Here is a 13,424-nt window from a genome sequence, read left to right as displayed (position 1 = left end):
GGGTGCGGACCTTTGGGAGGGGGATGCTCGGAGGTCCGCACTTCGTCTTCCCGCCCCCGATCACCCCGGCTTCCTGATCAGCACTTCCCGCTCTCCTCGGCCGTCGAGGAGTTCCGGGCCGCCGCGGAGTTCTGCGCCCCCGCGGTGCACACGAGCTCCAGCGACGGCCGCTTCGGTCCGCGGCCGTCCCCGCTGGAACGCCCGCGCAGCCGGCGCACGATCCACGGCGCCAGGTGCTCCCGGGCCCACTGGATGTCCTCGGCCCGCTGCACCCGCCACGGGCGGGTCGGCAGCTCCGGCCACGGGGCGCGCCAGTCCTGGTCGACCGCCACGCCCAGCGCCTCGCAGGCCCGCAGCGCCACCCGGCGGTGGCCCTCCGCGGACAGGTGCAGCCGGTCCTCGCTCCACGCGCGCTGGTCCTTCAGCACCCGCATCGACCACAGGTCGACCACGAAGCAGCCGTGCTTGTCCGCGATCGCCCGCAGGTGCGCGTTGTACGTGCCGACCTTGCCGCGCACCCGCCGCAGCACCGGCGTCGTCGAGGTGTCGAACCCGGTGCCGATCAACACGTCCGCGCCGGTCGCGCGCAGCCGCGTCACCGCGTCGTCGAAGATCGCGGCGAGTTGGTCCGGGTCGCCGCCGGGCCGGATGATGTCGTTGCCACCGCCGACGAGCGAGACCAGCGCGGGCCGCAGCTCCAGGGCCTGCGGCACCTGGGTCTCGACGATCTGGCGCAGCAGCTTGCCGCGCACCGCCAGGTTCGCGTACCGCAGTTCGGGCTCCCGGGTCGTCAGGTGCTCGGCCAGCCGGTCGGCCCATCCGCGGAAGCCACCGCCCGGAGCCGGGTCGGCGATCCCCTCGGTGAAGCTGTCGCCCAACGCGGCGAAGCTGGCCCAGCTCGCCCGTCGTGCTCCGCCGCCCATGTGCTCCCGGCCGTTCATCGGCCCTCCTCCTGCGCTGTTCGATTCGCCAGAGGACACAGTGGTCCTCCGATCGCGACCTACGCCACCGTCGGTTGCGGCCGAAGTGAGTAACGGCACTCGAATGTTCCGATTTTATTCCGCACCGGTGCACTGCGTCCGAGTCGAAGAACCCGCCGGACGTGCGATGCGCCGCACCTTGCCGAACGGGACCGATCGATGCCACGCGCGTGCACCCGCGGGAATGGAGGTGGCTTGCCGGGAAACCACCGTACGCCTCGAACGCGACTGCTAATGTCGCTCGGCGGTAGCAGAAGCAACGAGGGGGCTCGTGATGTCGCGATCGACGCAGGTGACGCCCCTGCGCGCGGCGGGGGACGACGTCGCCGCAGGGCTCCGCACCGCGAGGTACCGGTCGGTCGAGACCGGCGCCGCGACCCGGACCGCAGGTGCGTGAGCGGGAACGACGGCCGGACCGGGAACGTCCGAACGACGCGCGCCGCACCGGTGCCGAACGTCCGGGCGAGGGGCCCGCGGCGGCCGAAGTGCATCCGAGAGCTGGGGGAGAAGTGACGTCACCGCACGACCCGGCGGCGCCGGGACCAGCGGGCCGACCGCTGCCCGCCGCGCCGCGCCGGGCGCCCGACCCGGGAACCGGTGTCCGGCACCCGGCCGCGCCGCGCGATGCCGAACCCGGCGAACCCGTCCGCAGGCCCGGCAGGCCCGCGCCCGGCGTCGCCACCCGGCGCCCCGCCCCGGCGCGGCCCGCGAGCGCGCCCGGCGGTGCCCGGCTCGGCGGCGAACTCGGCCCGGACGCCGCTTTCCGCAGCGAACCGCAGATGTCCGAATTCGCCGCGCGCGCGGCGGACGAATCCTTCTCCGCCGGGGAGACCGTCATTTCCGGCGAATCGCTCGTTCCCGGAGAATTCCACTATTCCGAATCCGTTCTCGGTGGTGACCACCTGATGTCCGGAGAATTCCGGGAGTCCGGTGCGCGGACTCCGCACGACGACGCCGGGTCACCCGGCCGCGACCACCCGGTCGGTGCCGTCGCTGCGCGCGGTGACGGTTCCCGGCACGGCGGTGCGGACCGCAGACCCGCACCGGACCTGCACCGCGCGGGCGATCTGCAGGCCTCGGGCGAGCTGCCGCTGCCCGGCGGCGCAGCCGAACCGAGCGGTCCGCGGTCCGGTGGCAGGCACGACTCCGGTCGGCTGCCGCGGCCGGACGGCCCCGCCGAACGACCGGGTCCGCCGCCGCTGTCCGGCAGGCTCCCGGAGCCGCCGCCGGGCATCCCCGGTGAACCGCTGGCGCGGGGGGAGCTCAACCCGGAACCACGCCCGGAGGGCGCGCGCCGCCCGGCCGCCCGGCCAGGCCGGTTCGACCTGCGCTCCGAGTTCGCGGCGTTGGCCGCCGAACCCGACCCCTTCGTGCTCTGGGACCGGATCGGGCAGCTCGGCGACCGGTTCGCGCACGCGCGCCGCGGCCCCGCGCCGCGACCGCGGCCCGGCCAGCCGGAACGACCCGACCCCGCCGCGGGCACCTCGGCGCTCTCCGGTGAGCTGGGTGGACTCGCCGAGCAGCCGGCCGCCGACGAGCCGCGCGCGCAGGGGCGGCCCGCCGGGTTCTCCGGGCCGCTGAGCGGCTCGCTCCCGCAGCCCGAGGCGCCGGAGCAGGACGGGCCGTCCGAGCAGCGGCCCGACGAGGCGCCGCTCGACGCCGACGGGTTGGACGCCGACCGGTCCGACGCCGACCGGTCCGAGCAGTCCGAGCAGCTCCCGCCCGCGCCGTCGGAGCAGCCCGGGGCGCGTCCGTCCGGGCCGCCGCCGGCCGGTCGCGGACCGGAACAGGCCGCCGCGGTGCGCCCGGAAGGGCCGACCTCCGGGCAGCTCCCGCTGCCCGAGCCGCCCCGGACCGGTGGGGAGCCGGTTCCGCCGCACCTGCTCGACGCGTCCGCTCCCGCGCAGCCCGGGCCGCCTCCGGGAGGCACGGTTCCGGGCCCGCCGCCCGCCGGTTCGCCGGTGCCGCCCGAGCAGGCCCAGCGCAGGCACGCGTCCGGGCCGCTGCCGCGGCAGGCGCCGCCGCACCCCGGCCGGCCGCACCCCGGCCAACCGCAGCCGGGCCGTCCCGGGCCGACTCGGTCCGGGCAGCTCCAGCCTGGCCAGCCGCAGCCTGGCCAGCCACAGCCCGCTCAGCCGCAATCCGGCCAACCCCGCTTCGGGCCGCCGCAACCGGCTCCGGGCAGGCAGGGTCCGCCCGCGCCACCGCCCGGATCGGGCAGGCCGGTCCCGCCGCCGGGGCCGCCCCCGCCCGGTCCGGCCGATCGCGGCCGTCCGCAGCCGGGCGGGTTCCAGCAGGCCGCTCCCGACCAGCCCGCGCCGCCGGACCTGTTCGAGCTGCCCGAGGCTCCCGCCGCGCCGGGCGGCCTGATCGGCCCGCCCGCCGAGTTCGAGCAGCCGCAGCGCCCCGGGCCGCCGCCCGCCGGTCGGCCCGGCACAGCGCCGGAACCGCCCGCGGGACGCTCGTGGACGGGTGGACCCGCCGGGGACCTCGCGTCCCCGCCGGGCGGTGCCGATCCGCATTCCGCGCCGCACGGGATTCCGCAGCCGCAGCAGCTCGCCCCGCCGCACGGGACCGGCCCGGTGCGGCAGCCGCGTCCGGAGCAGGGGCCGCCGCCCGAGGCCGGCGCCCCGCTGCCGCCGGCACCCGAGCAGGCCGCACCTGCGCCGGGTGCTCCGGTCCCGCCGGGTCCGGAGCAGGGCCAGCCGCGTCCGGAGCAGAACTCGCCGCGCCCGGAGCAGGGACCGCCAGGGCCCCAGCCGCCACCCGGACCGGAGCAGGCTTCGCCGCCGCACGGCACTCCGCTGCCTCCAGCACCTGCAGGGTTGCCTCCAGCACCTGCGGGGCCGCCTCCAGCGCAGGCGGGCTCGCCGTCCGGCCCGGCGGGCGCACCTCCGGTCCCAGCGGGCCCGCCACCGGCGCCGGAGGGTGTGCCACCGGTGCCGGAGGCAGGGCCCCGGCCGGGCATGCCGCCGCACGGGGACCCGCCGCCGCAGGCGCCCTCGCCCCAGGGGCCGCCGCCCGGTGCTGCGGCGCGACCTCCGATGCCACCCCGGCAACCGGAGCCGCGCCCCGAGCCCTCGCGCCCGGCCGAGCAGCAGCGACCCGAGCCACCGCGACCCGTCGAGCAGCAGGAGAGCCCGCGCCCCGAACCACCGCGTCCGGCGCCGCAGCCCGACCGGTTCGAATCCCGCCCCGACGGCGGCTTCGGCCCGATGAGCTCGCGGGCGCGCACCTCCAGCCAGCGGCCCGCCCGCCGCAGCTCCTGGGCGGCGGTCGACGAGGTCCAGCACGAGTCGCGCGAGCGGGAGTTCAGCACTGGCGGCTACCGCCCGGGCGAGCTGGACGAGGGCAACCGCGGCCCGCAGTTCCTGCTCGAAGCCGACGACGTCTACGACGACGAGTACGGCGGCGGCCGCTTGGTGGCGCCGCCGGTGCTCGGCGAAGCGCCGCCGGGGTACCGCGACTTCTGAGGAGCACCGAGCTCCGATCCCTGACCGGCGGGCTCCGCACCGAGCCCGCCGCACCGAAGGTGAGATGCGACAGCCGATGGTCGACACGATCGCCCTCTCGCTGCCCGCCGTGGACGTCCTCGGCGAGCAGCTCAACCTGGACGTCCGGCAGTACCCGTTCGAACTGTCCCGGCCGGAGGAGTCCGCCGACGAACGGGCCCGGCTGGTGCGGCAGGTGTGGGGCGAGCTGGAAGCCGCCGGGCTCGCCGCCGACGGCAGGCCCGAACCGGAGGTGGAGGACGCGCTGTACCTGCTGTGCGGGTCCGAGGTGTCCATCGCCGCGGCCGGGTTGCTCGACGTGCGCACGGGGCAGCGGCTGGCGGCCCGCGTGGTCGCCACCGGTGAGGTCGGGGTGGTGGGCGTGCTCGACGGGCGCGGGCTGCGGCTGGACTTCCTCGACCCGCACGACCTGCCCGAGGTGTGCGCCGACCTGCTGCCGCAGGCGCCGACGCCGCCGGGCGAGCCGGTGCGGGCGGAGCGGACCGCGCACTCCCGGGCGCTGGAGGAGATCACCTCGCGGCACCGCTACCGGATCGGGCACTTCCAGGTCTCGGGTGGTGAACGCCGCGGCGGCGACCCGGCCGGGCTGGCCTGGTTCGACAACGACCTGGGCCGGTTCACGCTGCTCGGCGAGACCACGCCGGACGGTCGCGACGTGCTGACCTGCGCGCCCGCCGACCGGGCGGCCGTCGCCGAGCGCCTGTCCGAGCAGCTCTCCCGCCTGGCCCGCGCCTGACGCCCGGCGCGAAACGGTCCGGTTCGTCCCGAAACCGGTGGCCGTTGTTGTGACATGATCGAGTGCGAGCTGACTGCCGACCGGCACGCCCGGAACCTCCGCGGACGCCGACCCGACCGCGCGGCCCCCACCACCGCGAACGAGCTGGAAGACAGGCATTCGAGCCGCACGTCCCCGCCTGTGATTCGCATCCGCCGGAAGGCCGGTGGGTGCGTCGGCGGCCTCCGGTGCGGCAGGCTGGAGAGCGTGATGCAGGATCGGCAGACGGGGCAGGCGCGGACCGGCCCGGAAGACGGCGGGCCGGAGATCTCGGGGACCGGTGAACGGTCCGAGCAGGATTCGCTGATGGGGCTGCTCGGCGGCCGCACCAGCGCGTTGGACGCGAGCCTGCCGCCGGTGGCGTTCGGCCTCGGCTGGTGGCTCGGCGGCGAATCGATCCTCGCCGGTGGCGCGGCGGCCGTCGGCGTCGGCGCCGTGCTCGGGGTGTGGCGGCTGCGCGGGGGCGACCGGCCGCTGGCGGTGCTGGTCAGCCTGCTCGCGGTGCTGCTCGGCGCGGTGATCGCGCTCTACACCGGCAACGCCGCGGACTTCTTCCTGGCGCGGCTGGTCACCAACGCGGTCAGCGCGCTGATGTGGATGGTGAGCATCGCCGCCCGCTGGCCGCTGCTGGGCGTCATCGTCGGCGCGGTGCTGGGGCAGGGGAAGCGGTGGCGGCGGGATCCGGCGCTGCTGCGCGGCTACGGTCTGGCCAGCTGGGTGTGGGTCGGGCAGTACGCGGTGCGGCTGCTGGTGTTCATCCCGCTGTGGCTGGCCGATGCGGTGCTGGCGCTCAGCGCGGCGCAGGCCGTCCTGACCTGGCCGCTGGTGGCGCTGTGCATCGCGGGCAGCTGGTGGGTGCTGCGGAAGGCCCTGCCCTCCGATCACCCCGGGCTCCGGCACCCGCGGGTCGCCCAGGGGTGAGGTTTCGCCGCCCGCCGCCCCGGGTCCGCTGAGAACCCGTGGCGGAGCGGCCCCGCCACCGCCACGACCCGCCGCGCGACCGCACGCACGGCCGTCCAGCGGCGTCCGCAGGACCGAACCCGCTGCTCAGATCTCCGGGTAGCGGGGTGGCTCGCCGGTCAGGTCCAGGGCGGCCAGCCAGGCGGCTCCGGCGGCGCCCGGCCCCGCCGCGGGCAGCGGCACCCCGGGCAGCCGAGCGGCGAGTTCGGCGCGCAGCGCGGTGCCGACCGGGTTGCCGTCCGCGGTGAGGCCGCCGGCGAGCACGACCGGCCCGGTGTCCCGCCGCGCTCGCACGGCCGTGTCGGCGAGTTCGGCCGCGGCTCGCGCCACGATCCCGGACCCGGCGCCGCCCGCCGCGCAGTCGGCGGTGACCAGCGGTGCCAGTTCGGCGAGCCGGATCGGCGCGGCCCCGTTCACCGCGGTGATCAGCCGCTTGCGCAGTGCAGGCGGATCGCCCGCGGTGTCGCCGAGCACCTGCTCCAGCACGGCCCGGGCGAGCCCGGTGCCCGGCACTTCGCCCCGGTCGGTGGTGCGCAGCGCGTGCCGCACCGCTTCCCGGCCGAGCCAGAACGCCGAGCCCTCGTCGCCGAGCAGCCAGCCGTGCCCGCCCGCGACGGCCACTTCGCGGCGGTCCTCGATGCGGGCCGCGATGGCCCCGGTGCCCGCGATGAGCACGGTGCCGTCGGCGGCGCCGGTCCCGGCGGCGAACGCCACCTCGCAGTCGCTGACGACCCGCACCGGGCAGTCCAGCCCGAGGGACTTCCAGCCGTCCTCGAACAGCCCGGCCACCCGCGGGTCGGTCATCGCGCTCACCCCGGCCATGCCGAGCACCGCCGACCGCACGGCCGCGCCGTCGAGCCCGTCGAGCGCGGCGCGGGCGGCTGCCCCGACCTGCGCGACGGCCTGCTCCGGGGGGTGCGAGTTCGGGTTGCCGCCACCGGCGGACCCGCTGCCGAGCACCCGGCCGCCCAGGTCGCCGACCTGGCCGCGGCTGGACGTGCCGCCGATGTCGAGGCCGAGCACCAACTCCCGCATCCGTCCGTTGTACCGCAGCGGGCGGGAGCGGGAAGCCCGCCCGCCCCGAGGTCCCCGCGGGGCGGCGAGCACACTGTGGGGCTGATCGCCGGGAGCCGGGGAAGGACGAGCGAGCGATGACCGTCGACGCGCACCACCACCTGTGGGACATCGACGTCCGGGACCAGCCGTGGATCACCGGACCCGAGATGGAACCGCTGCGCCGCGATTTCCGGCCGGCGGACCTGGCGCAGGCCGTCCGCGGCACCTCGGTGGACACCACCGTGCTGGTGCAGACCGCGGCCGATCCGGAGGAGACGCCCGAGATGCTGGTGCTGGCCGATTCGGCGCAGTGCATCGGCGCCGTCGTCGGCTGGGTGGACCTGACCGCGCGCACCGCGCGGGAGCAGCTGGGGCCGCTGCTGTCGCACCCGGCGGGCCGGTGGCTGCGCGGTCTGCGGCACCGGGTGGAGGCCGAGCCGGACGTGGACTGGATGGTCCGGCCGGACGTGCTGCGCGCGCTCGCCGCCGTGGAGGACGCGGGGCTGCTGTTCGAGGTGGTGGCGCGGCCGGAGCAGCTGCCCGCGGTGCTCAAGGCGGCGGGCGAGTTCCCGCAGCTGACCTTCGTGCTGGACCACTGCGGCAGGCCGCCGGTGGGCGGGGACCCGGAAGGCTGGGCGGCACCGGTGCGCAAGCTCGCCGAGCATCCGAACGTGGTGTGCAAGCTGTCCGGCCTGGCGACCGCCGCCGGGTGGGGCCGCGAACCCGACGTGGACCGGCTGCGGCCCTGGGTCGACGTGGTGCTGGAGGCGTTCGGCCCGGGCCGGTTGATGTTCGGGTCGGACTGGCCGGTGTGCCTGCTGTCGGCGTCGTACCGCGAGGTGCTGGAGCTGACGTCGCGGTTGCTGGACGGCCTGTCGAAGCACGAGCGGGCCGCGATCTTCGACGGCACGGCCCGCGAGGTCTACGAGCTCTGACCTCCGTGCGCGGCGGTGGTCTCGGAAGGGGATCTTCGACGCATCCCGGGCAACCGCGTTTTTCCCGGCTCGGAACGGTGGTCATTTCTGACCCGTTCGGCGTAATCTGACGCTGCCCGCCTCACCCCGCCCCCTCGGTGAGGCGGGCTTCTAATGTTCCGGCCGGACCCCGCCGACGCAGGCGTTTCCCCGCGCGGCACCGAACGTGCTGGTCTCGGCACCGCGCGGAGCGGGCGTCGGCGGGTTCGCCCGAACAGACGATCAACGGGTGCGGGTCACCTTGGACAGCCCGCGCGGCCGGTCCGGGTCGCCGCCGCGGGCCAGCGCCAGTTCGAGGGCGAGCTGCTGCACCGGCAGGATCTCCAGCACCGGCGCCAGCTCCTCGGCGCACCCGGGCACCGGGATGTGGTGCTCCGCGGCGGGCCCGGAGCCGAGGGTGCGCACGTCGGCGCCGCGTTCGCGGACCACGTCGAGCACCTCGCGCATCGCGGCGCCGCCCCGTCCTCCGCCGCTGACCGCGAGCACCGCGGTGGCGGGGTCGATGGCGGCGACGGGCCCGTGCAGCAGGTCGGCACCGCTGTAGGCGCGGGCCGGCAGGTAGCTCGTCTCGGCGAGCTTGAGCGCCGCCTCCAGCGCGGTGGCCAGCGAGTAGCCGCGGGCGGTGGTGACCAGCCGCTCGGTGGAGCGCAGCCGCTGCACCGCCTCGCCGACCGCCGCGGTGCTCTCGGCCAGCGCCCGCCGCGCCAGGTCGGGCAGCCCGGCGGCGGCCTGCCCGGTGCCGCCGCGGATCGCGTCGACCAGCAGGTACAGCGCGAGCAGCGTGGCGCTGTAGGTCTTGGTGGCGGCCACCGCCAGCTCCTGCCCGGCGCGGACGTGCACCGAGAGCTCGGCGGCCGCGTTCAGCGCCGAGTCCGGCGTGTTGGTGATCGCGACGGTGGTCGCGCCGCGGCGGCGGGCGGATTCGGTGACCTCGATGAGGTCGGGCGAGCCGCCGCTCTGGCTGACCGTCAGCAGCAGCACGTCGCTGAGGTCGGGCTGCGCGCCGTAGAGGGTGGTGGTGGAGGGCGAGGCGAGCCCGGCGGGCAGTTGCAGCAGGACTTCGATGAGGTACTTCGCGTACAGCGCCGCGTGGTCGCTGGAGCCGCGGGCCGCCAGCAGCGCGAAGCGCGGCTTGCGCTGCGCGATGGTGCTCGCGACGGCGGCGATGTCGGTGGCTTCGAGCAGCTCGGCGAAGATCCGCGGCTGCTCGTCGATCTCGGCGCGCATGTTCTCGCCGGGGTTCGCCTCGCTCATGGGTGCCTCTCGCTGGGCCATTAGGTCTAGACCAATGTTATCGAACGTGCCGTGCCCCCGAGCGTGACCCGTGCGACACCGCTCCGGCCACCCGGCGTGCGGACCAAGATCATCAATGTGGGAAAACTGTGGAGAACGTGATGGGCGTGTCGTCGTTCAGGCATGCTGGACGGGCCAGGTGCGGTGCGCGGGTGGGCGAGCTCACCGCCACCGCGTGCGGCCACCCCTCGTGCGGGGAGGTGGCGGCCCGGGGCCGCGGCCGGACATCGGGTGATCGAGCGGCGGCCATCGCGGCAGGTTCGGCGTAGGAGGACGAATGCTGGAAACGTCGGTGTCCGGCGGGGCGGACACCCCGGTGCGCGCGCAGCGCGAACCCAAGTACTGGGGGCTCAAGCAGCACCTGCTGGACATGCTGCGCTCGCTACCCCCCGGCTCGCCGATCCCCACCGAGCGCGCGCTGGCCGCCGAGTTCGACGTCTCCCGCACCACCGTGCGCCAGGCGCTCGCCGAACTCACCGTCGAAGGCAGGCTGCTGCGGGTGCAGGGCAAGGGCACCTTTGCCGCCAAGCCGAAGGTCGCGCAGCGGCTCCAGCTCTCCAGCTACACCGAGGACATGCGCGCCCAGGGCCGCCAGCCCGCGTCCCGGCTACTGGAGGTCGTCGAGGAGCCCGCCGACCAGGAGCTCGCCACCCTGCTCGGGACCCGGCCCGGCTCGGCCGCGCTGCGGTTGCGGCGGCTGCGGCTGGCCGACGGGGAACCGATGGCCATCGAGACCACCCACCTGCCGCTGTCCCGGTTCCGCGGCCTCACCGGTCGGCTCGAATCGGGCGGCTCGCTGTACCGGGTGCTGCGCGAGCACTTCGGCGTGGAGCTCGGGCACGCCGACGAGACCATCGAGACCGCGCTGGCCAGCCCGGAGGAGGCCGAGACGCTCGGCGCCGACGTGGGCCTGCCGATGCTGCTGCTGTCCCGCCACTCCTTCGACTCCGCTGGCGAACCCGTCGAATGGGTCCGCTCCATCTACCGCGGTGACCGGTACAAGTTCGTCGCCCGGCTCAACCCGCCGCAGTGATCGACCGGCCCGGCACCGAGCCGGGTCCCGCGCTGTCTCCCGCGCCGACGGTGCCGCCGGAGACCGCAGCGCCCCTTTTCGGGGCCACCGGTTCGCGCCTCCGCGGCGCGCGGTTTCCGCTGCCCGGCGCAACGCCGGTTCGCCCTCCTCGCTTCGTTCGGACGCCGCCGAGATCGAAATCCGCGGGTGTTCTCCTCGTTACCCGAAGTGGTAGTCATCACGAAAGCGCAACAATCGGGAGAATTGTGGCGAGATCATCCGTTGACAGGTTCGAGAGAGCGCGCACCAGATCAAGTAGGAGCCACAGTGGCGAAGGAGAATGTCGAACGGGGGGCGACCGGAACCGACGACGATGAGCCCGCGGAAAAGAAATCCAAGAAGATCGAATTGTCCGCCACGCAGGTCACCGGAGGCGCGCTCGCCTCGGTGACCGCGGCGTTCCTCGGCTCGTACCTCGGAGTCGCGGGAACCGTGTTCGGAGCCGGTCTGACCAGCGTCGTCATCACCGTCGGCGGTGCCCTGTACCAGCGTTCCCTGGAGACCACCAAGCAGAAGCTGGAGGTCACCAAGGACAAGGCGAACGTCGTCGTCGCCCGCGCCGGGATCAAGAAGACCACCGCGATCCGGCAGCACGCCACCGCCAGCGCCCCGGCGTCCCGCCCGGCCCCGCCCGCGGACGAGGCCACCCGCAGGATCCAGGCGCCCGGGATGCACTGGCCCGGCGGTGAGCAGGTCGACCGCGACCCCGACGCGACCCGCAGGCTCGACCCCGCGGAAGCGCGGACCCGGATGCTGAACTGGGCGGTCACCTCGGACGGCACGGCCGCTGCGGACGGCACGGCGACCTCGGGCGGCACGGCGGCTTCGGACGGCTCGGCGACTTCGGACGACACCGGTGCGGCGAGCACCGCGCCGCGCGGCCGCCGCCTCCGCTGGGGCGTCGTCGCCGCGACCAGCGCCCTCATCTTCGGCCTCGGCATGCTCCTGATCACCGGGTTCGAAGGGGTGCTCGGCAAGCCGCTCTCCGGCGGCGACGGCGGCACCACGATCAGCAAGGTCTTCACGCCCGCGGCGAACCGGGACACCGGCGACCCCGCGCCGCAGGAGACCGGATCCGCGGAACCGACCTCCTCGCAGCAGCAGGAGAGCAGCTCCGAATCCGCGGAGCGGACCTCCGGCGAGCCGACCTCCGGCGAACCGACCGAGACCACCGAGACCGGGCGGAGCGAGGCCACCGAACCGACCCGCGAGACCGGCGCCTCCGAAGCCCCGCAGCCCACCGGCGAGCAGGGGCCCGAGTCCGGCCCCACCGGCGAGCGGGGTTCCGCGGGCGGCGAATCCGCAATGCAGGAGCAGCCCGACTCTCCGTGATCGGAGAGCAGCGAATGGTGACGATTCCCGGTTATCCGGCCGGAATGCCGGATAACCGGGAATTTTTGCGCGTCGATGCGTCGAAAGGTGGATGTGCCGGGCGGTGGCCCCCACCAATACTGGCTCCTCGTAGGGATCTTTGAGCCCCACCTCAAGGAGTAGGAGACCCACCTATGACGCGCAAGCTCGCGGCCAGAATGGCCGGGACGATCGTGCTGGCGGCCGGAACCGTCGCCGCCTTCACCATGCCCGCTTCGGCGACCGTCGCCCCCGCGCCGCTGGAGAAGGCAGCCACCCAGCTCGAAGCCATGCAGCGCGACTTCGGCCTCACCGCCGACCAGGCGCAGGCCCGGCTGCACAGCGAGGCCATCGCCAACACCGCGGACCGGACGCTGCGCGGCGTGCTCGCCGACGCGTTCGGCGGTTCGCGCTACGACGCCGAGCTGGGCAAGCTCGTCGTCGGCACCACCGACGCGAACCTGGTCGACGAGATCCGCGCCGCGGGCGCCGAGCCGAAGCTGGTCGAGCACAGCACCGCGCAGCTGGCCGGCGTCGTCGACGGGCTCAACACCCGCCAGGCGCCGCAGGGCGTCACCGGCTGGTACCTGGACTCGGCCGCCAACTCGGTCGTGGTCACCGCCGCCGAGGGCGCGGGTGCCGCCGCGAACGAGTTCGTGCACGCCACCGGGGTCGACGCGCAGGCCGTGCGCGTCGTCGAATCCGCGGAGTCCCCGCGCATCCTCGCCGACGTGATCGGCGGCAACGCCTACACGATCGGCGGCAGCGCCCGCTGCTCCGTCGGCTTCTCGGTGGAGGGCGGCTTCGTCAGCGCCGGGCACTGCGGCAGCGAGGGCGACACCACCAGCACGCCGTCCGGCACCTTCGCGGGCTCCTCGTTCCCCGGGGACGACTACTCCTACGTGGAGGTCGCTTCCGGTGAGACCCCGCGCGGCCTGGTGAACGACTACGCGGGCGGCACCGTCGGCGTCGCCGGTTCGACCGAGGCCGCCGAGGGCGCCTCGATCTGCCGGTCCGGCTCCACCAGCGGCTGGCACTGCGGCACCGTCCAGGCCAAGAACCAGACGGTGAACTACGCCGAGGGCACCGTCACCGGGCTGACCCGCACCGACGCGTGCGCCGAGCCCGGCGACTCCGGCGGCTCGTGGCTGGCCGGTGACCAGGCGCAGGGCGTGACCTCCGGTGGTTCGGGCGACTGCACCAGCGGTGGTACGACCTACTTCCAGCCGGTCAACGAGATCCTGGACGCCTACGGCCTGACCCTGATCACGGAGTGATCGGGAGCCCGGTCACCGGGTGATGGCAGCCGGACGGGCTGCGTCTCAGCCCCACGAGACGCAGCCCGTCTTGCTTTTTCGCTGCTTCTGCTGCGTGGGGGTGGGGTGGCGGAACCTCAGCGGCCCCCTCGCTGCGGGATCTTTTTCGCAGGTGGCTCCGCCACATGCGAAAAAG

At 75.2% G+C, this 13,424-nt stretch carries 10 protein-coding genes; 7 read left to right on the top strand and 3 right to left on the bottom strand.

Features of this window, described 5'->3' with window-relative positions; genetic code table 11:
- Positions 1–77: 77 nt before the first annotated feature.
- The gene (locus LCD33_RS26865; RefSeq protein ID WP_224960441.1) at positions 78–941 is read right to left on the bottom strand and encodes an SGNH/GDSL hydrolase family protein; all 864 of its coding nucleotides are present in this window, start codon (positions 939–941) and stop codon (positions 78–80) included.
- Positions 942–1,489: 548 nt separating this feature from the next.
- Here LCD33_RS26865 and LCD33_RS26860 point away from each other — a divergent pair.
- From LCD33_RS26860 to LCD33_RS26850, 3 genes are all read left to right on the top strand, one after another.
- On the top strand, positions 1,490–4,453 hold the full coding sequence (locus tag LCD33_RS26860; RefSeq protein ID WP_224978414.1) for a hypothetical protein: 2,964 nt from the start codon (positions 1,490–1,492) through the stop codon (positions 4,451–4,453).
- Positions 4,454–4,517: 64 nt separating this feature from the next.
- Positions 4,518–5,228, top strand: coding sequence for an ESX secretion-associated protein EspG (locus tag LCD33_RS26855; RefSeq protein ID WP_224968556.1), 711 nt, complete (start codon positions 4,518–4,520; stop codon positions 5,226–5,228).
- A gap of 249 nt (positions 5,229–5,477) precedes the next feature.
- Entirely contained in the window at positions 5,478–6,188 is a 711-nt protein-coding gene (locus LCD33_RS26850) for a DUF3159 domain-containing protein (RefSeq protein WP_308011332.1), read from the top strand.
- Positions 6,189–6,314: 126 nt separating this feature from the next.
- On the opposite strand, the gene LCD33_RS26845 is transcribed toward LCD33_RS26850, so the two are convergent.
- A complete protein-coding gene (locus LCD33_RS26845; protein WP_224978413.1) occupies positions 6,315–7,262 on the bottom strand; it encodes an N-acetylglucosamine kinase in 948 nt (315 codons plus the stop codon).
- 116 nt (positions 7,263–7,378) lie between these two features.
- On the opposite strand from LCD33_RS26845, the gene LCD33_RS26840 reads away from it, so the two are divergent.
- Complete coding sequence (locus tag LCD33_RS26840) at positions 7,379–8,218, top strand: amidohydrolase (RefSeq protein WP_224968560.1); 840 nt, start codon at positions 7,379–7,381, stop codon at positions 8,216–8,218.
- 261 nt (positions 8,219–8,479) lie between these two features.
- On the opposite strand, the gene LCD33_RS26835 is transcribed toward LCD33_RS26840, so the two are convergent.
- Positions 8,480–9,511 carry an SIS domain-containing protein gene (locus tag LCD33_RS26835; RefSeq protein ID WP_224960447.1) on the bottom strand — a complete coding sequence of 344 codons (1,032 nt, stop codon included), beginning with the start codon at positions 9,509–9,511 and terminating at the stop codon, positions 8,480–8,482.
- A 316-nt stretch (positions 9,512–9,827) separates the two neighbouring features.
- Between LCD33_RS26835 and LCD33_RS26830 the strand changes: the two genes are divergently transcribed.
- From LCD33_RS26830 to LCD33_RS26820, 3 genes are all read left to right on the top strand, one after another.
- The gene (locus LCD33_RS26830) at positions 9,828–10,583 is read left to right on the top strand and encodes a GntR family transcriptional regulator (RefSeq protein ID WP_224960449.1); all 756 of its coding nucleotides are present in this window, start codon (positions 9,828–9,830) and stop codon (positions 10,581–10,583) included.
- Positions 10,584–10,970: 387 nt separating this feature from the next.
- The gene (locus tag LCD33_RS26825; protein ID WP_224968562.1) at positions 10,971–11,954 is read left to right on the top strand and encodes a hypothetical protein; all 984 of its coding nucleotides are present in this window, start codon (positions 10,971–10,973) and stop codon (positions 11,952–11,954) included.
- A 173-nt stretch (positions 11,955–12,127) separates the two neighbouring features.
- Positions 12,128–13,249: a S1 family peptidase gene (locus tag LCD33_RS26820; RefSeq protein WP_224978412.1), complete on the top strand. Its 1,122-nt coding sequence runs from the start codon at positions 12,128–12,130 to the stop codon at positions 13,247–13,249.
- Positions 13,250–13,424 lie beyond the last annotated feature (175 nt).

Source organism: Saccharopolyspora sp. 7B, from assembly GCF_020177435.1.
GTDB classification, from domain to species: Bacteria; Actinomycetota; Actinomycetes; order Mycobacteriales; family Pseudonocardiaceae; genus Saccharopolyspora_C; species Saccharopolyspora_C gregorii.
The sequence above is the reverse complement of the archived record's forward strand: the minus strand, read 5'-3'. Positions and strand labels throughout refer to the sequence as shown.